The organism is Mycobacterium sp. (assembly GCF_032162605.1).
Taxonomy (GTDB): Bacteria; Actinomycetota; Actinomycetes; order Mycobacteriales; family Mycobacteriaceae; genus Mycobacterium.
Window position 1 is genome coordinate 1 of record NZ_JAVROT010000527.1, and the last position, 20,937, is coordinate 20,937.

Genomic DNA, 20,937 nt, shown 5'->3' on the forward strand with positions numbered 1-20,937 from the left:
GACCCGGCCGTCGGCGAGCACCGCGATCTGGTCGCTCATCGTGAGAGCTTCCTCCTGATCGTGGGTGACGTACACGAACGTGATACCGACCTCGCGCTGCACGGCCCGCAGCTCGAGCTGTAACTGCCTGCGCAGCTTGGCATCCAGCGCCCCGAGCGGCTCGTCGAGGAGTAGCACCCGCGGGCGCAGCACCAGGGCCCGCGCCAGCGCGACCCGTTGCTGCTGGCCGCCCGACAGCTGGGCCGGCTTGCGCTTGGCGAGCTTGCCCATCTGCACTAGGTCGAGCGCCTCGTCGACGCGGCGCTTGGTCTCGTCGCGGGATGACTTCTGGTACTTCAGCCCGAAGGCGACGTTGTCCCACACCGTCATGAAGGGAAACAGCGCATAGGTCTGGAAGACGGTGTTGACCGGACGGCGGTGCACCGGGTCGCCGACCATGTCCCTACCGTCGAGTTCGATCCGCCCGGAATCGGGCTTCTCGAAGCCGGCGATCATCCGCAGTGTGGTGGTCTTCCCGCAGCCGGAAGCCCCCAGCAGCGAGTAGAACTGCCCCGCCGGGATGTCCAGGTCGATACCGGTGACCGCAGGCACGCCGTCGAAGGACTTGGCCAGCTGATGCAGGCCGACGTGTCCCCCGGTCACCGCCGTCATCGCCAACCCCCAGCGCAACGGCCAGATCCAATTCCCCGGTCGCTGCGCTCTCCCCCGCAAGCGGGGGGATCCCCTGCGCCGGTCAGGGCGTCACCGCTGCGGCCAGCCTCGCGAAGTTGGCCGTGAACCGGTCGACATCGGACTCGTCGTGCTGGACGGATAGCAGCCATTGCTCCACCTTCCCCCATGGCGGCAGGAATACGCCGCCATTGTGCTGTATGAGCCAGTGCAGATGGCCGAGCCGAGCGTCCGCCTGGAGGAAGTCGCGGAACTCCCGTACGGGGTCGCGACGGAACGTGACACAGCCCTTGGCGCCCACCGAGACGACGTGCCAGTCGAAGCCGTACGACGTGATCACGCCCTCCAGCGACGAGCGCATCCGGGCGGCCAGCGCGTCGAGGTGGCGGTAGTTGTCGTCGGTCAGAACCTCCGACAGCGTGGCCCTGGTGGCAGCCATCGCCAGTGGATTGCCGTTGAAGGTGCCGACCTGTTCGTAGCGACCGTCGGCGATCGCCGACATCACCTCGGTGGTACCGCCGATCGCGGCGACCGCGATGCCGCCACCCAATGCCTTTGCCAGACATACCATGTCGGGGACAACGCCCGACAGTGCGGTGACACCACCGGGCCCTGTGGTGAAGCCCGTCTTGACCTCGTCGAAGATCAGCAGCGCACCGGCCCGGTGGACCAGATCGCGGACGGCGGCAAGGTAACCGTCGTCGGGTGCGATGATGCCCGCATTCATCATGATGGGCTCGAGAATCATCGCCGCGACCTGACCACGATGTTCGGCGAGTGCACGCACCACCGCGCCTGCGTCGTTGAAGGGAACGACGACCACCAGGTCGCGGATGGCGGCCGGGATGCCCGAATTACCCGGAACGCCGATGGGGTGATCGCGCGGACCCACTTCGTCCGCGTCCGGCAGGACGGACACCTGAACCGAGTCGTGGTGCCCGTGGTAGCACCCCTCGACCTTGATGATGAGATCCCGCCCGGTGAGTGCGCGGGCCAGGTGAACCGCGTCCATCGTCGCCTCGGTGCCGGAGTTGGCGAACCGCCAGAGCGGCAGATCGAACCGGCGGGACAGCTCGCCGGCGATCCAGATCGCATCCTCGGTGGGCTGGGCGAAGTGGGTGCCCCGACGAACCCGGTCGCTCACCGCCGCGACGATCGCCGGATGTGCATGTCCCGCAATGGAAGCACCGTATCCACCGTGCATGTCGACGTACTGGTTGCCGTCGACGTCGTACACCTTCGAGCCCTCGCCGTGGCTCATCCAGACGGCTTGCGGCTGGGCGATCTGCCAGTTGGACGTCGCCCCGCCGGCGAGGTGTTCGCGCGCCTGGCCGATCAGTTCGGTACTGCGCGGCTGACGCCGGAGGAACACCCGCTCCTCGGCGGCGATCAGGTCGTCCACCGCGTCCGATACCTGACTCTGCACCACCGTCGAAGACACGGCCGAACCTCCACTCTCCAGCGCTGTCTCTGCTCCGCGTAAGCGCTCATCAGAGGTTGATCTCATCTTCGCGCAAGCGCTCATCAGCGGTTGACTGAGCATTCAGTCTATGCGAGAGTCCTAACACCGACAAGACGCGAACCGCGGGGAGGCCCAGATGCCAGCCCAGATGCCGAAGCCCACCAGACCCGGTCCCAACCGTCGTCAATTCCTGCAGCGCGCCGCGATTCTCGCCGTGACCGCGCCTACCCTCGGGGCGTTCCTCGCGGCCTGCTCCAAGTCGGGGCCTGCCTCATCCGGGCCCACCCTGACGATTGCGAAGCCGGACAACCCCGTCAAGTGGAACATCGCGGACGACAACAAGCCGATCGCGGACGGTCTGGTGCCGGAAAAGGGTGCGACGCTCAAGATCTACAACTACGCCGACTACCTCAGCCCACAGGCCGTCAAGGGGTTCGAGGACCAGTACGGGGTCAAGGTCGAGATCTCGACGTTCAACGACGGCGACGAGGCGATCACCAAGCTGCGCAGCGGGGTCGACTTCGACATCTACAACGCCAACTACACCGAGATCAGCAAGTTGGTGACGGGTGGGCTGCTACGTCCGCTCAACCACAGCTACATCGCGAACATCTCCAACGTGTGGCCGACCTTCACCAACCCCTGGTACGACCAGGGTTGGCAGTACACCGTGCCGTACACGATCTACACCACCGGAATGGGTTGGCGCACCGATCAAGTGCCCGCCGACATCGGTGCGTTGAGCAATCCCTACGAGTCGCTCTGGGATCCCAAGTACAAGAACAAGACCGCGATCATCGACGACTGGCACACCGCCATGGCGTTGGTGCTCCTGAAGCAGGGCATCACCGACATCAACACGTCCTCGGCCGACGATCTGAAGATGGTGGGCGAGCAGCTCACCGCCCTGGTCAAGGCGACCTCGCCGAAGGTCACCATCACGATGTACAGCGATCTGCCCGCCGGGCAGATCGGGCTGAGCCAGATGTGGTCCGGAGACATCATCAACGCCCAGTCCTACCTTCCCGAGGGGGTCGGAACCGAGATCCTTCGGTACTGGTTCCCCGAGGATGGCAAGGGACTGGTGGACAACGACATGTTGGTCACCCTCAAGGGTGGCAAGAACCCGGTGCTTGCCCACCTGTTCCTGAACCACATGCTCGACCCCGCGGTCGCCAAGGAGAACTTCTCCGCGATCGGCTACCAGCCGCCGCAGAACTCGCTGACCGCCGACTCGCTGGTGGCCGAGGAGTTCATTCCGGAGAACCTGAGGTCCGCGATCGTCAAGCCGGAGTACTTCGACACCGGCTACCGGACGCTCGAGCTCGACGCCGCCAACGATGCTGCGTGGCACAACGTCTGGAACGCGTTCAACGCCGGCGGATCCTGACGTCGGTGGTGCGGTCGCGCGAGCCCAACGCCCGGCTGTGGGCCGCCCTGGCCGCGCCGGGCATCGGTTGGCTGCTGCTGTTCTTCCTCGCACCGCTGTACGTCGTGCTGGCGATCGTCTTCGGCAGGGTCGATCCACTCTTCCGCACGGCGGTACCCGTGTGGAACCCCTTGCAGTGGAACGCCGATCAGTTCACCTACGTGCTCTCCCGGAGCGGGCCCGACGGTATCTACTTTCCGGCCCTGGTGCGCACCGTGCTCTACGTCGGGGCGGCCAGCATCCTGTGCCTGGCCATCGCGTTTCCCGTCGCCTACTACGTGTCCCGGCTCGCAGGCAGGCGCAAGGGCCTCCTGATCGCGCTTCTGATCGCCCCGTTCTGGATCAGCTACATGATGCGAATGTTGGCCTGGGTCAACCTTCTCCAGAACGACGGCCTGTTCAACCGGCTGCTGAACCTCGGCGGCCTGTTGAACGTCCAGGTCGACTGGTTGACGGGTCAGCCGATGGTGGTGATCCTCGGCCTGGCCTACGGCTACGTCCCCTACATGATCCTGCCGCTCTACGCGGGCCTTGACCGCCTCTCGCAGCCGATGCTCGAGGCATCGCGGGATCTCGGCGCGAACCGCGTCTCGTCGTTCCTGCGGGTGACGCTGCCGCTGTGCCGACCGACGATCCTAGCCGCAGTCCTGCTGACCTGCCTTCCCATGCTCGGCGACTACTTCACCAACGACCTGCTGTCCGCGTCACCGAAGACGGCGATGGTCGGCAACCTCATCAACGACAGCGTGCAGGCGCCGGGCCAGACCGGTCAGGCGGGCGCCTTCGTCATGCTGGTGCTCGTCGCCACGGTGCTGCCGATGTTTTACTACGTGCGGGTCACGTTGCGTGGTGACGAGGTGCGGACGTGATCGCGCGAACCACGGACGATTCCCTGGTCCCAACCCTGCGGCCCTCCGGAATCCGCGGGCCCGTCGGATGGTTCCGCGATCCGTGGCGGCGGCCCCGGGTACTGGCCGGGATAACCGTGGCATACCTGGTGTGGTCACTGCTGCCGGTCCTGATCGCCATCATGTTCTCGTTCAACGACGGGCGGTCCCGAACCCACTGGCAGGGCTTCTCGCTCCGGTGGTACTGGGGCGATGGGACCCGGTCGGTCTGGCATGACGCCGCCCTGCACACCGCGCTGTTGCAGACCCTCAAGCTCGGCGTGATCGCCACCCTCGTCACCGTGCCACTGGGCGTCCTGTTCGCGATCGGCGTCGACCGGTGGCGGGGCCGATTGCCGTCCGGTGCGAACGTGCTGATGCTCATCTCGTTCGTCATCCCCGAAGTGCTGCTCGCCGTCGCGTTGTTGTTCGTCGTGACGAACCTGGCACTGCCGATCGGGTTGGGCACCTCCGCGCAGGTGGTCGGACTGGTGACCTATCAGGTGGCCTACCCCGCGGTGCTGGTGCGCGCCAGGCTCGCCACCATCGGCAGTCAATACGAAGAAGCCGCAATGGATCTGGGCGCCTCCCCCACCGGAGCGCTGTGGCGGGTGACGTTTCCGATGCTGATGCCCGCGATCTTCGCCAGCACGGTGCTGGTGTTCGCCGACATCATCGACGACTTCGTGCTGGTGCGGTACCTGTCGCTCGGCGCGTCAACCGAGCCGGTGTCGGTGAAGATCTACAACACGGCTCGCGCGGCACCGACACCCGCGCTGAACGCGCTCGCCACCCTGCTGCTGCTCGCATCGCTCGCCGCAGTTGTCATCGGATTCCTGGTGTACCGCCGGATGACGCGGGGTGACGAGACCACCGCGGACCGCGGCATCGCTGCCTTCGCCGGAGAAGCCTGACCCCGTGAGCAGAGAAGTGTGGACCACCAGCGTGGGACCGACTATCCTGACTGTATGTTCAAACAGTATGATCCGGCACCGGTTCCCGCCGACGATCTAGCCGCGACGCTGGCGCCGTTCGGGCACTCGCGCATGCTGCCGACAGAGGCCTACGTCGACCCGGCGGTCTTCCAGTGGGAACAGCGCAACATCTTCTCGGGCTGGACCTGTGTCGGCCACGCGGGCGATCTGGCCGGTGTCGGGATGCAGCGCGCCATCGGCTCCGGTGTGAACGGAATGTTGTTGGTGCACTCCGACGATGGCGTCATCCGCGCCTTCGCCAACACGTGTCGCCACCGAGGCCACGAACTGCTCCCGTGTGGCGGATCAGCGAAGCGCCGAAACATCGTGTGCCCGTACCACTCCTGGTCCTACCGCTTGGACGGCGGACTGCGCAATGCGCCGGGGTTCGGCGACGTCGACGGTTTCGAACCGGGCGAGTTCGGCCTGACCGAGCTACGGCTGGTCAACTGGCACGGCTGGCTGTTTGCCGATCCAAGTGGCGAAGACGCCGAATTCACCGACCACGTCGGAGGTCTCGAAGAGGTGGTCGGCGCATACCGCCCCGAAGACCTGGTGATCGTCGACCGGCACTCCTACGAGCTGGCCACCAACTGGAAGGTCATCGCGGAGAACTACCAGGAGTGCTACCACTGTTCGACCATCCATCCTGAGCTGTCCAGGATCAGCCCACCGACCAGCGGTGAGAATCTGGAGCTCGAGGGGTCGTGGATGGGCGGCTGGATGTCGATGATCGAGGGCGCCGAGACCATGTCGCTGACGGGCAAGAGTGGTGGTGTGGCGATCCAGGGCCTGTCCGAGCACGAGCTACGCACGGTGATGTACCTGGTCGGCTTCCCCAACCTGCTCGTCAGCCTGCATCCCGACTACGTGATGACCCACGTGATGACACCGCTGTCCGCGGACCGGACGCACGTCGAGTGCGCATGGGCGTTCCCGAAGGACGTTGCCGCGAAACCGGATTTCGATCCGTCCTACGCCGTCGACTTCTGGGATCTGACCAACCGACAGGACTGGGCGGCATGTGAGTCGGTCCAACGGGGCCTCAGCTCGCGGCACGCGCGGCCGGGCCCGATGGCACCCGACGAGGACGGCGTGTACCAGTTCGTCACCCGTGTTGCCCGTTCTTATCAGGGCCGCGCATCCGCCTGAGGGCCAACAGTCGGACTGGCGAACGGGACACCGGCGCGGCACAGCACGTTTGCAAAGAAGGTGTCCTCACCGGTGCGCACGGCGAATGCGGCGGATAGGACCGCGGCCTTGAACACTTCGTGCTCGACGAGTTGCGGCTCAAGTCCGAGCTGCACCAGGTGCTGGTGAACGTTCGGGTTGGCAGAGACGACGTCCGCCGACATCCAGCTGTGCTCGATCACCACCTCGCCCATTACCGTGGTGGCCACGTCGGTGAACGTCGCCTGGCCATAGCGATAGCCGAGGTCGATACACGGCGTGTCCCGCCCCAGCGGAAGGCCGGCGTCGCAAATGACGAACGTCTCGGTGTGCCGCAGGGCCGCGATACGACGGGCCAGCTCGGCGTGGATGATTCCGTTCTTCTTCACGAACGTGCCTCCTCGGCAACTCGGCACAGCGCCGCGAAGTCTGGATAGGAGTCCTGGGCGCCGGCGGCCCGCACGGCAAGTGAGCCGGCCACGACACCCCAGCGGGCCGCTCGGACCAACGGCTCTCCGGCGCCCAATCGTGCTGCCAGCACGCCGGTGAACGCGTCGCCGGCACCGGTGGTGTCGACGACCTCGGCTGGCGGCGCACCGAGCACGGCGGTGCGACCGTCCGCATCGGTGACCACGGCGCCCGCGACGCCGCGGGTCGTGACGACGGACCCGGCACCCCGATTCCGCAGCCCCGTGTGGGCGGCGACGATGCCGTCCTCATCCGCGATGGCGTCGACGCCGGCGACGACGGCAAGCTCCTGCTCGTTGACGACCAACACGTCGCAAAGCGCCAGCAGATCGTCGGGCAACTCGGCGGCTGGTGCGGCGTTGAGCACGAACTGCCCCTGAGTCTGCTGAGCAGCGGAACGCACGACGTGCATCGGAATTTCCAACTGCGCCAACACAACCGACGCTCGCCCGACGCACCCGGGCAATCCGCCGTCCGACCATCGGCCATTGGCCCCTGGAATCACGATGATCGTGTTGTCGTTCTCGGCCACGGTGATCCAGGCGGTCCCGGTGGCGTCCGTCGCGAGCACCGCCACGTGCGTCGTCTGGACACCGCGCTCAGCGAGCCGCTGTCTGGCAGTGGCACCATCCGCGTCGTCGCCCGTGCTCGCGACCATCGCGACGCCTGCACCGGCCAGTGCCGCCGCGACCGCCTGATTCGCCCCCTTGCCACCCACCGACGAAGTCACCGAGGTGCCGAGAATCGTCTCGCCGGGTCTGGGAAAGCGGGGGGCCGTGACGATGTGGTCGATGTTGATCGAGCCGACGACGACGACGGACGGGGGTGCCTCAGACATCGGCGTCGCCGGCGATGGCACCGGTGATGAGCCCGACGAGCTCGTCGCCGCTGGTCGCCTCCATCTGGCGGTGCGCCGCAGTACGCCCGCGGCGCAGCACCCACGCGCTGTCGGCCACCCGCATGACCTGATCCATGTCATGGCTGACCAGCAGCACGGTGACGCCGCTGGAGCGCAGCCGCCCGATCAGCGTTTCCACGGCGGCTGTCTCGCGCACGCCAAGGGCGGCCGTTGGTTCGTCCATGATGACCAGGGTGGTGCCCCAGTTGGCTGCGCGCGCGATCGCGACGCTCTGTCGTTGCCCACCGGACATTCGCCGCACGGTAGCGCGGACATCGGGAACGTTGACGTCGAGGTCGGCGAGGATCGTCTGGCTCGTCGCGATCATCTGCTTCTTGTTCAGCACCCGAAACGGCACCACGCCGCGCGTCAGCTCGCGGTTCAGGTAGAGGTTCTGCCAGACCTGGAGGTCCTCGATCAGTCCCAGATCCTGGTAGACGGTCTCGATGCCGAGGTGCCGCGCATCGTCCGGCGACCCGAGCTTGATGCGGTCGCCGCGAAACAGGATCTCGCCGTCGTCGGGCGGGTGCACTCCGGTCAGACAGCGCACCAGGGTGGTCTTGCCGGCACCGTTGTCGCCCAGCAGCGCGGTGACCTTGCCGGGCGAGAGGGTCAGGTCCACTCCCTGGAGGGCGCGGACTGCATCGAATGACTTCGTCACTCCGCGTATTTCGACCAACGGCACGCTGTCGGGTGCGGATTGGGCGCTCGGCGTCGGGCCGTTGACGGTCAAGTCGGTCACGATGCGCTCATTTCTGGAACCGGGAGATGAAGGCGGCACCGAGTACGACGGCGCCGACGGCCACTGGCTGGTAGTTCTGCGAGATGCCGATGAGCGTGAAGCCGTTGATGAGACTCGTCAGCAGCACCGCACCCACAGCCGACCCGAGCACCGACGCCCGCCCGCCGAAGAGGCTCGAGCCGCCGAGCACCACCGCCGCGATCGAGGACAGCAGCAGGTCGGTCTGAAGGCTCGGATCCGCGCCACCGGTGCGGGCGACCAGCAGGATCCCTGCGACACCACAGGCCAACCCCGAAAGGACGTAGGCCAGCATCCGCGCGCGCGCGACGTTGATGCCCGTGCCTCGGGCCGCTTCGATGTTGCCGCCCGTGGCCAACAGGTGCGTGCCCGTCTTGGTACCGAACAGAAGGAATGCCGTCAGTAGCGCCGCCACGATCGCCACCAGCCAGAACCACCGCACCGGACCGATCCCGTCGAGCGCCAACCCTTGGAGGAACGGCGACGACACCGCGACGGTGTTCCCCCCGGTCAACAGCAGGGTCGCCCCACTGACCACCGAGAGGCTACCCAGGGTGACGATGAAATCGGTCATGCCCAACCGCGCTACCAGGAGCCCGTTGACCAGACCGACGACCACTCCAGCGACGAGTGCCAGCAGCATGGCCACCGCGAGATTGGCGCCGTGGGTGTACGCGAAGCCGAGAGTGGCTGCGGCCCAAGGCAGATTGGAGCCCACCGACAGGTCGATGCCGGCCACTGCGACGACCAGTTGCTGCCCCATCGCCAACACCATCAGGATCGAGGCGGAGACGAGCAGGTCGGTCAGATTCGCGACGGTGAGGAAGTGCGGCGTCGCGATGAAGAAGATGACGAAGACGACGACCAGGCCGATCGGGGCGGCGTAACGGGCAGCCGATCCGATCGACGGTCTTTTCCACCGGGCGGTTTCGGCGGCCGGCGCCTCAGTCGTCGCCGTCATCACTTGATCGGGTTGTCGTACGGCTCGAACGGTTGTGGGAACGCCGCCAATGCCTTGTCCACGTTCGACTTGTCGATGAGCTTGATCGGCGCGACGACACGGGCGGGAACGGGCTTCTTGGCTGCCAGGTTCGCGCACGCCTGAACGGCCATCTGACCTTCGGCGTACGGATACTGGCTGATCGTGCCTGACAGGGTTCCGTCCTTGACCGCCTGCAGTGCCGCGGTGATGCCGTCCACGGAGATGATGGAGATCACGCCCGACTTGCCCGCGTTCTTCACCGCCTGGGCGGCGCCGAGGCCCATCGTGTCGTTGGCCGCGAAGATGCCGGCGATGCTCGGGTGCGCCCGAAGCAGATCGCCGGTGACGGTGAGCGCCGTGTTCTGGTCGTAGTCGGCGGGTTGTGTCGCGACGATCTGAAGCTTGCCCTGCGTTGCCTGGGTGAACCCGTTCAGCCGATTGATCCCGTTCTGTTCGCCTGCAATTCCTTGCAGCACGGCCACGTCGCCGCCGCCACCCATGGCCTTCATCAGCGCCTGTCCTGCCTGTTGGCCTGCCGACAAGTTGTCCGAGCCGATGAACGACGCGTAGGAGACACCCGCGGCCTTCGAAGCGTCGGCACTGATCTGGGTGTCCAGATTCAGGATGGGGATGTTCTTCTTGGCGACCGGCACCAACGGGGTGATGACGTTGGTGTCGTTGACCGGGACGACCCCGAAGCAGTCGTAGTCCTGGGCGGCGAGCGCCGAGATCTTCGTGTTCTCGCCCGTCGAGTCGGTCTCTGAGCTGCCGGCTTGAACGGTGACGTCCAAGCCCTGTTTCTTGGCCTCCGCCATCGCGCCATCTCGAAGCGCCGCCCAGTACGGGTTGGTGAAGTCGCGCGTGACGATGGCGATGCGTGGACCGGCATTCGAGGCGTTGTCGCCGCCGGACCCGCGGTTGCAGCCCGCTGACACCAGCGCCAGGGTCGCGCAGAGGAGCGCAGCAAGTATGGCGCGGCCCGTTCTGGCGCCGAGAGGATTCTTCATGGTGTTCCCTTTCTCATCGACTCCCGCTTTGGGTCGTCTTCGGGTGCAGCGCCGCATGATTCACGACGGACTACGTGACACGTCGGGAAGGAGCTCTGCGCCGGTCGGTCTGCGAGCAGGTCGAGCATTGCGTCGACGGCTGCTGTCGCCAGGGCGTCGATGGGCTGAGCAACGGCCGCCAGTGGCGGATCGAAGAGGTCGAACCAGGGCGCGTCGTCGAAGCCGATGAGCGAGACGTCATCCGGCACTCGTAGGCCGGCCTCTCGCAATCCCTTAAGCGCACCGATCGCCATCAACCCGTCGGCGGCGAAGATCGCCGTCGGGCGGTGCCGGCGAGAAACCAGTTGGTGCGCCGCCCTTGCCCCGCTGTCCTGCCGGAAGTCGCCCTCCACGACCATGATTCCGCGCCGGGGAACCCCACGCCGTATCAGCGCATCGCAGAAGAGGTCCCTGCGCTCCCGCCCCACCTGGGTCTGAAGTGGCGGCGCGATGATGCCGATCCGCCGATGGTTCAGCGTGGTCAGGAGCTCGGCCACTTCGTCGAGGGCGGCCCTCGGGTCGCTACGGACGACCGGGCACCGAGCGAGATGCCGCGCGGCGGCGCCGCGACCGACCACCTCGATGGGACGGTCCAGGAGGACCATTCGAGCCCCCGTCAGACCTGCCCGACGCAGGCCGGGGCTCATGGCCGCGGTGGGAACGACGATCACGCCATCCACCTGACGCCCAGCCAGCAAATTGAGCAGGTATTCGTCCTGCCGATCCGGATCCTCGTCGCTGTTGCAGAGGACCAGCGAATACGACAGCTTGGCCGCGGCCCGCTGAATCGCGCCTGCGAGTTCGGCGAAGAAGGGGTTTGCCACGTCGCTGACGACCAGGCCGATGGTGCGGGTGGAAGCGGTTCGCAGAGCCCTGGCCCCGACGTGCGGCAGGTATCCCATCTCGCGCGCCGCGCGCTCCACCCTGGTTCTGGTGGATTCCGAGATTCGAGGACTGCCGGACAATGCCAGCGACACGGTGGCGGCCGAGACACCCGCACGCTCCGCGACGTCCTTCATACGTACCGCCACCCCGCTCCTTTGCGAGTTTAATCGATTAACCGGTCGCAGTGTGACACGCGTCTCACACGGAAGTCAAGATCCGCGTCGTCAGCCGAGCCACGGGGTCCGGCGGGTGATGCCGAGACTCGGCTCGTCGAATATGCTGCAGCCACAGATGTTCCGGTGAGGAACGAGGCCGACGGCGCTCGAACGGAGCGTGACCGTCAACCGCGCGAGGGTACGCCGTTGGGCCCCTGCGTCGAGTGCGCGTAGGTGCCCACGGCGAACGCCACCGCGGGGCCGGTGATCGACAGCGTGCCACGATCGACGTTGGCGATCGTGTCACCGGGCAGCCGGTAGTTCGGGTCGAACGGCACGCCTGCGCGGCCACCCCACAGCCGCGCCTGGGTTGCCGACTTGCGCTGCGATCCCCCGGTGGTGACACCACCGATCGGTATGCCGGCGCTCAGAAATGGGCTGTAGTCACTCGCGCGGCCAAGGGGCAAGTCGGCCGGTCGCACACCGGCGAGGTTGAGGTAGCCCGCCAGCGTCCGTTCGACGCCCGCCGAGCCGGGCGGCACACTGGCGGCGGGGAGGTCCGGGTTCGGCTGGCCGGACTGGTCGCCGTCGTAGGTGAAGAAGCCCGCGTTCGGAGAGCCGAGCATGTCGAAGTTCAGGTAGAGCGCGATATCGTCGCGGCCGCCGCGGTCGAGACTTGCCACGTACTTGCTCGAACCCTGATTGCCCGCCGCCTCCGACCCCCAGAACACGAACCGCACGGCGTTGGTGACCGAAGGTGAACTACCCAGCTGCACAGCGGTTTCCAGTACCGCGGCGACACCCGTCCCGTCGTCGTTCAGCCCTGGACTGTCAGCCGCCGAATCCAGGTGCGCCCCCGCCACGACAACGTTGTGGGGGTCGCCGGACTTGGTCTGGGCCAACACGTTCCGCGACTTCACGACGGCGTTCCTGGCATCCAGCGTGAGCCGGACGGGCGATGAGGTACGCCGCAGTTGAGCGTCGGCGTCCCCGTCGATCACGGCGACAGGTGAGGTGAGCTGCTGGTAATAGCCGGGGGTGAACAGGCCAGCGGGGCTGCCATTCGAGCCGGGATCGCTCACGACGAGGACCCCGACCGCACCCTCGCCGACCGCAGCGTTCTGCTTGGCCACCACGGAACAGCCCTTGTCGTCGACGACGGCGATGGCGCCACGAACGTCCACGGAGCCGTAATCACCGGCGTTGCAACCGGCTGACCGTCGAGGGCGGAGCGTGAGTGCGCTTAGTCCGCCGGGCGCGGTGGTGACGAGCAACGAGGCCTGGTCGACGCGGAAGCTGCGCCCCGCCGCGACGAGCGTCGGCTTTCCCGGTGTGGTCATCACGACCCGTTCGAACTCGGGTGTCTGCACGTCGAACCCCTTGTCCCGCAACACCCCCGCGACGTAATCCACGCTCGCGTCGTAGCCGGGCGTACCGTCGGCCCTGCTGCCCTCGTGCGACGTGGCGATGTCGGTGAGCTTCTCCAGATGCCCATACATGCCGTCGGCAGTCACCTTGCCCGACAAGTCGCGCGCCGGATCCGGGGCCGGTGCCTGCGCAGCCTGCGGCGCAGACGAGCACGCGGCGACCAGGAGCAGGCAGGCAAGTGGCAGGGCCAGCCTCATGACTTCACCACGACGTGCCGGGTCCGGTCATCGCGACGGGGGACGCCGTTGCGCCCGCTCTCGTCCTGCGCGTACAGGCCGATCGAGTAGGCAACTCCCTTGCCGTGGATGTCGAGCGCCCCACGGTCCAGGTGGTCGAACGTGTCCGTGCTCTTGTGGTAGTTGGGATCGAACGGCGCGTTGGCCTCACCGCCCCAGATCTTCGCCTCGTCGTCGCTCATCTTCTCCTCGGCGCCGGAGAACAGTCCGCCCGACGGAATCCCCGCCTGTGTGAAGGCGTCATAGTCGGAGCGCCCGTCGAAGCCGGTGTCGCGGGGTTGCTTGCCGGCGCCGTTGAGATAGGCGGCCAGCGTGCGTTCGATGCCCGCCGACCCCTCGGGGACGCGGGGCACGCTGTCCGATGGAGGCGCGGACTGGTCGCCGTCGTAGGTGAAGTAGCCCGGGTTGGGTGAGGCCAGCATGTCGAAGTTGAGATACAGGGCGATGTCCTTGAGCGCCTCGGCGTCGAGCGTTTGGACGTAGTTCTTGGAGCCGACCAGCCCCTCCTCCTCGGCGCCCCAGAAGGCGAATCGCACGGCGTTCTTCAGCTGCGGTGAACTGCCCAGTTGGACAGCGGTTTCCAGCACCGCCGCCACACCGGAACCGTTGTCGTTGACACCAGGGCCGTCGGCGACGCTGTCGAGGTGGGCGCCTGCCATCACCACGTTCTGCGATGACCCGGTCTTGGTTTGTGCGACGACGTTGCGGGTGCGGTCGGTACGGACGCCCGCATGCAGCGCGACGGTGGTGGCGGCGGGCTGATTCCGCAGCCGGGCGCCGTCGGCCTTGGAGATGCTGACCGCCGGGATCTTCACGTCGGTGTCCTCTCCCAGCGTGCCGCCGCCGATGTCGTCGCCCTCTGCGTTGTTGGCGACGACCAGGGCGACCGCGCCCCGTTCAGCCGCCACGGCCTGTTTCACTCCGAACGGGCATGCCCCTCGGTCGACCAGGACGATGGCGCCCGTGACATCCATGCCGTCGTAGTCCGACTCCGCACAACCTGGCCTTGGGCCGGTGCGGGCCGGTACCAGGCGCCCGCTGACTCCGTCTGCCGGTGTCCCGATCGTGTAGTTCAGCGGCGCAGCCTTCACGCGCTGACCCCCGACGGTGACGACGGGCTCGTCGGCGAACGGTATCCGCACGTCGAAGTCACCTGTCTGCACGTCGAAACCCTTGTCCCGCAATACCCCTGCGACGTAGTCGACACTGGCGTCGTATCCCGGTGAGCCGAGGGCGCGATTGCCGCCGTTCGCGTCGGCGATCTCCTGCAGCTTCTTGAGGTGCGTGAGCATCCCGTCGGTGGTGACGCGGCCCTGCAGGGACGTCGCGAACTCGGTGGCAGGAGCGGATTCAGCGCTCGGCGGCGCGGCCGGCTCCGACGTGCCGGGTCCCCCATCGGATCCGCGTGCGCAGCCGGCTACCAATACGACTGCCGCAAATGCTGCCAATACCGCCCGTGATCCACGTCGCATCGGCCCAAGGTTAGTCACGCCGCCCGCGGGAACATAAGCACCGTCATTTTAGTTGACATATCATGCAATATGCGACACGCTGAAATTAAGCGATACATCACGCAAAGGAAACGACCATGGGAATCTTGGATGGCAAGAATGCACTCGTCACCGGCGGCACGGCAGGCATCGGGCTCGCGTCGGCACACGCGTTGGCGGACGCCGGCGCGCACGTCTACCTGACCGGCCGCAATCAGACGACGATCGATGCGGCCGTAGCTGCCGTTGGACCCGCGGCCACCGGAATCCGCAGCGACGTGAGTGATCTGAGCCAACTGCAGGCGATCGCCGACGCAGTGGGGCAACGGGGCGGTGGCCTCGACGCGGTCTTCCTCAACGCGGGCGGCGGAGAATTCGCGACCCTGGAGGACGTCACCGTCGAGCACTTCCTCGACACGTTCAACCGCAACGTTGCGGGCACGCTCTTCACCGTGCAGAAGGTGTTACCACTCCTCAACGACGGCGCCTCGGTCATCCTGTCCGGTTCGACGTCCGCCTCCAAGGGCATCCCCTCGTTCGGCGTCTACGCCGCATCCAAGGCCGCGGTCCGGTCGTTCGGCCGAACGTGGGCTGCCGAGCTCGCACCACGTGGCATCCGGGTGAACACGCTGGTGCCGGGTCCGGTCGAGACGCCGGGACTACTCGGGCTCGCTCCGGCGGGCGGCGCGAAGGAGTTGCTCGCAGACCTGACCGCCGACGTGACGCTGGGTCGGGTCGGCAGGCCCGAGGAGATCGCCGCCGCGGTGGTGTTCCTAGCCTCGTCGGCGAGCAGCTTCATGACGGGAAGCGAGATGTTCGTCGACGGCGGCGAAGTCCAGACCTAACGGTCAGTCGGGGGTCGGCAGGGTGCCCTCGCGCAGAATCGTCTGGTACACGTCGTCCAGGATGTCGCCGAGCTCGACGACGCTGTCCTCGCTCAGCTCGGAGAACACCAGGCGGCGAACCCAGGCCACGTGCTTGGGCGCCGCCGACCGGAGCGCCTTCCAGCCGGCCTCGGTCAGCAGGGCATCGGTCGCCCGGCCGTCGGCGTCGGACCGAACCCGTTCCACGAAGCCCCGGCCGGCCATCCGCTGCAGGTGATGGGACAACCGGCTGCGCTCCCAACCGATCGTCGTGGCCAACTGCGACAACCGAAGTCGTCGACCCGGGGCTGCGGACAATGCGTTCAGCACCGTATAACCGGCCAGCGACAGGCCACACTCGGCCTGCAGCTGTCGGTTCATCTCGAACTCCAGGCGGTGATAGGCGCCCATGTAGCTCAGCCAGGTTCGCCCCTGCGACGGCGTCAACCACACCTTGTCGGCCATCGCTCCATCATCGCCAATGGGTGATCATTCACGCAAATATTCAGGTCAAGCGTCGCGGCGATTCACCACGAAGACCGCCGCGACGAACGCCACGGCGATGACCGCAGCGAAGTAGATCAACGAACCAACCTCACCCCATGGCATCGCGTAGCCCGGGTACAGCCATTGCACACGGGTGAACACGGACACGTTGGCGAAGGGTAGGTACGGGCCGACCTCTGAACCGATGTTGGGGAGGTTGGCAAGGACCGGCTCGACGACGAGCGGCCACAACAGCAGTACCGCGACCGCTCCTGCGGTGTGCCGGAGCAGTCCGCCGACGGCGACGCCGAGGACGGCCGCCAGCGCGGCGGACAACGCCAGTGCGGTGGACACCCGCCATACGCCGCTCGCGCTCAATGACAGCTGCGCGCCCACCAGCGGATCGGCCAGCAGGCGTGCCGTGACGGCCGCGGCGACTGACAACACACCGACGTAGAGCGCCGACAGCACCGCGACCACAACGGCTTTCACGACCAGGACCATCGACCGGTTGGGCGTGGCGGCGAACGTGGTGCGGATCATGCCGGTCCGGTACTCACCCGTCACGGTCATCGCCGACAAGATCATCAGCACCGGCACTCCGAACACGGCAACCCCGATGACCGCCCGCTCGGGGGAGAGGTCCGCACTGCCGTACGCCAGTGAACCCTGCAACGCCGCGACACCGAGCCCCAGCACCGCCGCGGCGAAGCACGACCGGAGCGGCGACCGAATGGTGGACAGCTTGATTCGCTCCGCATTCAGGCCCGCGATCGCGCTCATCGCTCGGCCGCCCGGTACTGGACGTCACCGTCGGTCAATCTCAGGTACGCGTCCTCGAGGGACGCCTGTCGGGTACTGAGCTCGTGCAGCGTGATCGCATTGCGGGCGGCCAGGTCACCGACGACCTCGATCGCCACGCCGCGAACCGCCAGCGCGGAACCGTCCGGTGCCTGCTCGACCTCGAGGCCCGCACCAGCGAGCAACCCGGCCAGTGTGTCCAACTGTGGGCTGCGCACGCGGACGGTGTCCGCACCGGAGCGGCTGACGAACTCGGCGACGGTCGTCGAGGCGATGAGCCGTCCCTTTCCGATCACCACCAGCCTGTCGGCGGTGTTCGCCATCTCGCCCAGCAGGTGACTGGACACCAGGACCGTCCGGCCCTCCGCGGCGAGCGCGCGCATCAGCGTGCGCACCCACCGGATGCCTTCGGGGTCGAGTCCGTTGACCGGCTCGTCGAACAGCAGTACCGGCGGGTCGCCGAGCAGAGCCGCGGCGATGCCCAGCCGCTGGCTCGTGCCAAGGGACAGCGTTCCGGCAGTCTTGTCGGCGACCGAGCCCAGCCCCACCACGTCGAGGACCTCGTCGACCCGGGTGAACGGTATTCGGCTGGTGGCGGCCAGCCACCGGAGGTGATTTCGCGCGGAGCGGTTGGGGTGCACCTGCTTGGCGTCGAGCAGCGCACCGACGGTGCGCAGCGGGTCGGGCAGCCGGCGGTAGGACCGCCCGTCGATGGTTGCGGTGCCGGACGTGGGGCGGTCCAACCCGAGGATCATCCGCATCGTCGTCGTCTTGCCCGCGCCGTTCGGCCCGAGGAATCCGGTGACGACCCCAGCCTCGATCGAACAGGTCAGATCGTCGACCGCACGGGTGCTCCCGAATCCTCGCCCGAAAACCTTTGTCAGTCCTCGTAGCTCGATCACTCGACCAATGATCTCAGCTCAACCGGCCCACGATCAGATCGGCCACCGCCCGCATGCCGGTGGCGTTGGGGTGCAGCGGCGCCGCCCGGCCCGGCAGCGGAAGGCCGAATTTCGACGTCCACGGGTCATCCGACCAGGGGTGATGACTGCGGCTGGCGGCACCCGCGCGGATCGGCTCGCAACCGGTCTCCGTCGCCGCCTCTTCGGTGAGACGCTCCAGCGTGTCGGCGATCCGACGCCCGATCGCGAGACGCTCCTCGGAGAACGGCGGAGCGGGGGTGCCCACTGGCGGCAGCAACGTCAGGTAGTCGACGAACAGCACCCGGGCCCGTGGAGCGCGCCGCTTCACTTCGAGCCCCACGGCCCTCAGCGACTCACCGACCCCACCGAGCGCCGCGTCGCGCGCATCGACGTCGAGTTGACCACGGACGACGCCGCCGAGGACCGGTAGCGACCGCACCCACCGCGGCAGACCGGTGGCGAAGAGCATCGGGACGTAACCGACGTCGTTTCCACCGATCGTCACGGTCACCAGGTCTTCCGAGCCGGAGAGCGCGTCGATCTGCGGCGGAGCGCTGCGTTGGCGTTCGAAGAGGACGTTCGCGATGGTGGCACCCGAGAAGGTGACGTCGACGAGGTCGTAGCCGAAGCGTGCGGCGACGAGATGGGCATAGTTGACGGCCGAGCGTCCCGAACCCGACGGCGCGCCTGGCGCCTTCGGCCTGATCCCTGGCCCCGCGGCCATCGACGAACCAAGCGCGACGTAGCGCCCGCTCACGTGCTCGCCGTATCGATTCGGCCCTCCTCTTCGTTCATCACCGGGCTCGACGCCTGCGCCCAGAACCGCTTGGGTATCCGCCCAGCGCAGTGGGCCAGCCGGCCCGCCGTGACCGCAGCCGCCATCGCCTTCGCCATCGTGGGTGGGTCGGCGGATCTCGTCACGGCAGTGGCCAACAACACCGCATCGCAGCCGAGCTCCATCGCCTGAGCGGCGTCGCTCGCCGTCCCGATGCCCGCGTCCAGCACGATCGGCACGTTCGCCCGCTCGACGATCATCGCGATGTTGTGCGGATTCGCGATCCCGAGCCCGGTTCCGATCGGCGACCCGAGCGGCATCACCGCCGCGCAGCCGATGTCCTCGAGGCGCCGCGCCAGGACCGGGTCGTCGTTGGTGTAGGCCATCACGACGAACCCGTCATCGACCAGTTGCTCTGCGGCCCTCACCAATTCGATGCCGTCCGGTAGCAGTGTGCGCTCGTCGGCGATGACTTCGAGCTTGACCCAATCGGTCTTCAGCGCCTCACGGGCCAACTGTGCAGTGAGCACCGCCTCGGCCGCGCCCCTGCACCCCGCCGTATTGGGCAGCGCGGTGATGCCCAGCCGGTTCAGCAGGTCCAGCACCCCCGGGCCGCCGTCGGCGTCGACGCGGCGCATCGCGACGGTGGTGAGCTCGGTCCCGGATGCGACGAGGGCCTCCTCCAACACCGCGAGATTGGCCGCGCCGCCGGTCCCGAGGATCAGCCGCGAGCCGAAGCTGCGGCCCGAGATCACGAGCGAGTCCTCCACGCTCGAGTCCCCGGTCGCGACGCTCCTGCCCTCCGAGTCAGCCACCCTGCACCGCCGTCACGACTTCCACCTTCGCACCATCGGAGAGCGTCAGGTGCCACTCCGAGCGGGGAAGCACGGCCCAATCGACCGCGACCGCGATGCCCTTCTCGGAAATGCCCAGCTTCACGAGCAGATCGGCGACGGTGGTCTGCTCGTCGACGTCGACGGCTTCGTCGTTGACCTCGTCCTTGATCTGGCCACCCTTCATGCCGGGACCCCCACCTTCAGCTCGGCTGCGATGCGCGCAGCGGTCCACGGCGCCAACAGGAAACCCGACCGCCCGTGGCCGGCGGCGACCAGGGTGCGATCGTCCAGCCTGCCGACGACCGGCAGGTTGTCGGGAGTCATCGGGCGCAGACCCGCCGCACATTCGGCGAGCTCGTAGGAACCCAGCGCGGGCATGACCTCACACGCGTCGTCGAGTAGCTCGCGGACGCCCGCCACAGCTGGTGCCGTGTCGCGGCCGTGCTCGTACTGCGTCGCGCCCACCACCACGCCGTCGGCGCGCGGCACCAGATACACCTGGCGACCGTGCACGCGGGCGCGGATCACCCTCTGCGGCAGCGGCATGCAGCCAGGGCGCCACCGCAACCGCAACACCTCGCCCTTGACGGGCCGAATCGGAAGGCCTGGCCAGAGGTTGGGCGCATCGATCCCGTTGGCGATCACGACGGCGTCGGTGTCACTAGCCTGCTCCAGCGTCGCCACCGGCGGCGCCCACCCGACGCCGAGACTCTCGCAGTGAGCCGCGAGTGCGGTCACCAGCGCCCGATTGTCGACGGCAAGCTCGGTTTCGGCCAGGAACCCGTGCCGGATACACTGCGCGAGCAGCGGTTCCACATCACGTGCGGCCGTAGTCATCGTCACCGGATGACCTTGGGCGGCAAGCCATTCCCCGGTGGTGGTCAGATCCGAAACGTCGGCGCGGTCGACGGCGACCACCAGCGACTCCCGAGCGGTGACCACCTCGGGAGGGAGACCGTCCAGAAAGCCCGTGTGCCACATGTGCAATGAGGCCAGCCCGATCTGGAGCAGTTGCTCCTCCCCCGGCCAGCCCTCGCTGTGCGGAGCCAGCATTCCGCCTGCCACCCAGGATGCGCCGTGTGCGTCGGTCCGGTGTACGCGTACCGACCAGCCGTCGAGCGCAGCTTGCCGCGCCACCGACAATCCGATGACGCCGCCGCCGATGACGGCCAACGACCGCCCGGAGTGATCGATACGCAATTCCCGTTCCTTCCTACGCCGGCATGACCCGGATCAGGTGTGACGGTAAGGGTGTCTCGCACCCACTCTCAGTCCCCGGTCCCGGGACTCCCGTGTCGCGTGTTCGAGGATACT

General features: G+C 67.3%; 22 protein-coding genes and 1 riboswitch. Of the genes, 5 read left to right on the top strand and 17 right to left on the bottom strand.

What is annotated here, in order from left to right:
* Together QOI01_RS29145 and QOI01_RS29150 are read right to left on the bottom strand one after the other, a co-directional pair.
* The coding region (locus tag QOI01_RS29145) for an ABC transporter ATP-binding protein (RefSeq protein WP_526386645.1) at nucleotides 1-642 on the bottom strand (642 nt) is incomplete at its 3' end.
* A gap of 91 nt (nucleotides 643-733) precedes the next feature.
* Nucleotides 734-2,110, bottom strand: a complete 1,377-nt coding sequence (locus tag QOI01_RS29150; RefSeq protein WP_526386622.1) for an aspartate aminotransferase family protein — start codon at nucleotides 2,108-2,110, stop codon at nucleotides 734-736.
* A 157-nt stretch (nucleotides 2,111-2,267) separates the two neighbouring features.
* On the opposite strand from QOI01_RS29150, the gene QOI01_RS29155 reads away from it, so the two are divergent.
* From QOI01_RS29155 to QOI01_RS29170, 4 genes are read left to right on the top strand one after another with little or no spacing between them, the layout of a single operon-like run.
* Nucleotides 2,268-3,521 carry a polyamine ABC transporter substrate-binding protein gene (locus QOI01_RS29155; protein WP_526386623.1) on the top strand — a complete coding sequence of 418 codons (1,254 nt, stop codon included), beginning with the start codon at nucleotides 2,268-2,270 and terminating at the stop codon, nucleotides 3,519-3,521.
* The gene (locus QOI01_RS29160) at nucleotides 3,479-4,429 is read left to right on the top strand and encodes an ABC transporter permease (protein ID WP_526386624.1); all 951 of its coding nucleotides are present in this window, start codon (nucleotides 3,479-3,481) and stop codon (nucleotides 4,427-4,429) included. Before QOI01_RS29155 ends, QOI01_RS29160 begins: the two co-directional genes overlap by 43 nt.
* On the top strand, nucleotides 4,426-5,361 hold the full coding sequence (locus QOI01_RS29165) for an ABC transporter permease (protein WP_526386625.1): 936 nt from the start codon (nucleotides 4,426-4,428) through the stop codon (nucleotides 5,359-5,361). The genes QOI01_RS29160 and QOI01_RS29165 overlap by 4 nt, the downstream gene beginning before the upstream one ends.
* Before the next feature lie 54 nt (nucleotides 5,362-5,415).
* Nucleotides 5,416-6,573 (top strand): aromatic ring-hydroxylating oxygenase subunit alpha, encoded by a 1,158-nt coding sequence (locus QOI01_RS29170; RefSeq protein WP_526386626.1) that lies wholly within the window; start codon nucleotides 5,416-5,418, stop codon nucleotides 6,571-6,573.
* Here QOI01_RS29170 and rbsD read toward each other — a convergent pair.
* The 8 genes from rbsD to QOI01_RS29210 form a co-directional block, all read right to left on the bottom strand.
* Nucleotides 6,552-6,980: a D-ribose pyranase gene (gene rbsD, locus QOI01_RS29175; protein WP_526386627.1), complete on the bottom strand. Its 429-nt coding sequence runs from the start codon at nucleotides 6,978-6,980 to the stop codon at nucleotides 6,552-6,554. The two genes, QOI01_RS29170 and rbsD, sit on opposite strands and share 22 nt — an antisense overlap.
* Nucleotides 6,977-7,897 (bottom strand): ribokinase, encoded by a 921-nt coding sequence (locus QOI01_RS29180; RefSeq protein WP_526386628.1) that lies wholly within the window; start codon nucleotides 7,895-7,897, stop codon nucleotides 6,977-6,979. Before QOI01_RS29180 ends, rbsD begins: the two co-directional genes overlap by 4 nt.
* Nucleotides 7,890-8,699, bottom strand: coding sequence for an ATP-binding cassette domain-containing protein (locus tag QOI01_RS29185; RefSeq protein ID WP_526386629.1), 810 nt, complete (start codon nucleotides 8,697-8,699; stop codon nucleotides 7,890-7,892). The genes QOI01_RS29180 and QOI01_RS29185 overlap by 8 nt, the downstream gene beginning before the upstream one ends.
* A 7-nt stretch (nucleotides 8,700-8,706) precedes the next feature.
* Nucleotides 8,707-9,678, bottom strand: a complete 972-nt coding sequence (locus tag QOI01_RS29190; RefSeq protein ID WP_526386630.1) for an ABC transporter permease — start codon at nucleotides 9,676-9,678, stop codon at nucleotides 8,707-8,709.
* Nucleotides 9,678-10,706, bottom strand: a complete 1,029-nt coding sequence (locus QOI01_RS29195) for a sugar ABC transporter substrate-binding protein (RefSeq protein WP_526386631.1) — start codon at nucleotides 10,704-10,706, stop codon at nucleotides 9,678-9,680. The genes QOI01_RS29190 and QOI01_RS29195 overlap by 1 nt, the downstream gene beginning before the upstream one ends.
* A complete protein-coding gene (locus tag QOI01_RS29200) occupies nucleotides 10,703-11,776 on the bottom strand; it encodes a LacI family DNA-binding transcriptional regulator (protein WP_526386632.1) in 1,074 nt (357 codons plus the stop codon). The genes QOI01_RS29195 and QOI01_RS29200 overlap by 4 nt, the downstream gene beginning before the upstream one ends.
* 194 nt (nucleotides 11,777-11,970) lie before the next feature.
* Entirely contained in the window at nucleotides 11,971-13,410 is a 1,440-nt protein-coding gene (locus tag QOI01_RS29205) for a M28 family peptidase (protein WP_526386633.1), read from the bottom strand.
* Nucleotides 13,407-14,921: a M28 family metallopeptidase gene (locus QOI01_RS29210; RefSeq protein WP_526386634.1), complete on the bottom strand. Its 1,515-nt coding sequence runs from the start codon at nucleotides 14,919-14,921 to the stop codon at nucleotides 13,407-13,409. Before QOI01_RS29210 ends, QOI01_RS29205 begins: the two co-directional genes overlap by 4 nt.
* A 116-nt stretch (nucleotides 14,922-15,037) precedes the next feature.
* Between QOI01_RS29210 and QOI01_RS29215 the strand changes: the two genes are divergently transcribed.
* Nucleotides 15,038-15,784: an SDR family NAD(P)-dependent oxidoreductase gene (locus tag QOI01_RS29215; RefSeq protein WP_526386635.1), complete on the top strand. Its 747-nt coding sequence runs from the start codon at nucleotides 15,038-15,040 to the stop codon at nucleotides 15,782-15,784.
* Between the two features lie 3 nt (nucleotides 15,785-15,787).
* Here the strand turns inward: QOI01_RS29215 and QOI01_RS29220 are convergent, their stop codons facing one another.
* The 7 genes from QOI01_RS29220 to thiO all read right to left on the bottom strand — a co-directional run bounded on the left by QOI01_RS29220 (nucleotide 15,788) and on the right by thiO (nucleotide 20,823).
* Nucleotides 15,788-16,267, bottom strand: coding sequence for a MarR family winged helix-turn-helix transcriptional regulator (locus QOI01_RS29220; protein ID WP_526386636.1), 480 nt, complete (start codon nucleotides 16,265-16,267; stop codon nucleotides 15,788-15,790).
* 45 nt (nucleotides 16,268-16,312) lie between these two features.
* A complete protein-coding gene (locus tag QOI01_RS29225; protein WP_526386637.1) occupies nucleotides 16,313-17,071 on the bottom strand; it encodes an ABC transporter permease in 759 nt (252 codons plus the stop codon).
* The gene (locus QOI01_RS29230; protein WP_526386638.1) at nucleotides 17,068-17,991 is read right to left on the bottom strand and encodes an ATP-binding cassette domain-containing protein; all 924 of its coding nucleotides are present in this window, start codon (nucleotides 17,989-17,991) and stop codon (nucleotides 17,068-17,070) included. The genes QOI01_RS29225 and QOI01_RS29230 overlap by 4 nt, the downstream gene beginning before the upstream one ends.
* 13 nt (nucleotides 17,992-18,004) lie before the next feature.
* Complete coding sequence (locus tag QOI01_RS29235) at nucleotides 18,005-18,769, bottom strand: SGNH/GDSL hydrolase family protein (RefSeq protein WP_526386639.1); 765 nt, start codon at nucleotides 18,767-18,769, stop codon at nucleotides 18,005-18,007.
* Complete coding sequence (locus QOI01_RS29240) at nucleotides 18,766-19,557, bottom strand: thiazole synthase (RefSeq protein WP_526386646.1); 792 nt, start codon at nucleotides 19,555-19,557, stop codon at nucleotides 18,766-18,768. The genes QOI01_RS29235 and QOI01_RS29240 overlap by 4 nt, the downstream gene beginning before the upstream one ends.
* A gap of 37 nt (nucleotides 19,558-19,594) precedes the next feature.
* A complete protein-coding gene (gene thiS, locus QOI01_RS29245; protein ID WP_526386647.1) occupies nucleotides 19,595-19,792 on the bottom strand; it encodes a sulfur carrier protein ThiS in 198 nt (65 codons plus the stop codon).
* 11 nt (nucleotides 19,793-19,803) lie between these two features.
* Nucleotides 19,804-20,823 (bottom strand): glycine oxidase ThiO, encoded by a 1,020-nt coding sequence (thiO, locus tag QOI01_RS29250; protein ID WP_526386640.1) that lies wholly within the window; start codon nucleotides 20,821-20,823, stop codon nucleotides 19,804-19,806.
* A riboswitch (TPP riboswitch) is annotated at nucleotides 20,817-20,927 on the bottom strand. Its footprint overlaps the gene before it by 7 nt.
* Between the last annotated feature and the right edge of the window lie 10 nt (nucleotides 20,928-20,937).